The organism is Psychrobacter sp. TB55-MNA-CIBAN-0194 (assembly GCF_040309505.1).
In the GTDB taxonomy this organism is placed as follows: domain Bacteria; phylum Pseudomonadota; class Gammaproteobacteria; order Pseudomonadales; family Moraxellaceae; genus Psychrobacter; species Psychrobacter fozii.
The window spans coordinates 1-239 of sequence record NZ_JBEOOW010000734.1 but is presented as its reverse complement, the minus strand read 5'-3'; the positions used below and the strand labels follow the sequence as shown (position 1 = coordinate 239).

Below are 239 nucleotides of genomic sequence, written 5' to 3'. Positions count from 1 at the left end.
CGCCCAGGCCTACCTGCAGCGCCTGGAGCAGGAAATCCAATTGGTGGCCTGCCACCTCGACCCGCAGCAGCCCGTGGAACAGTTGCACTTCGGCGGCGGTACGCCAACCTTTCTCAGCCACGATGAACTGCGCCAGGTGATGAAATGCCTGCGCCAGCATTTCAATTTGCTGGATGACGATTCGGGTGACTACGGCATCGAAATCGACCCGCGCGAAGCCGACTGGGCCACCATGGGCC

Annotated in this window: 1 pseudogene; it reads left to right on the top strand. The window is 61.9% G+C overall.

Annotation, left to right across the window (positions count from 1 at the left end):
- Positions 1 to 239: pseudogene (locus AAEY75_RS16915) on the top strand (oxygen-independent coproporphyrinogen III oxidase); the annotation flags it as partial.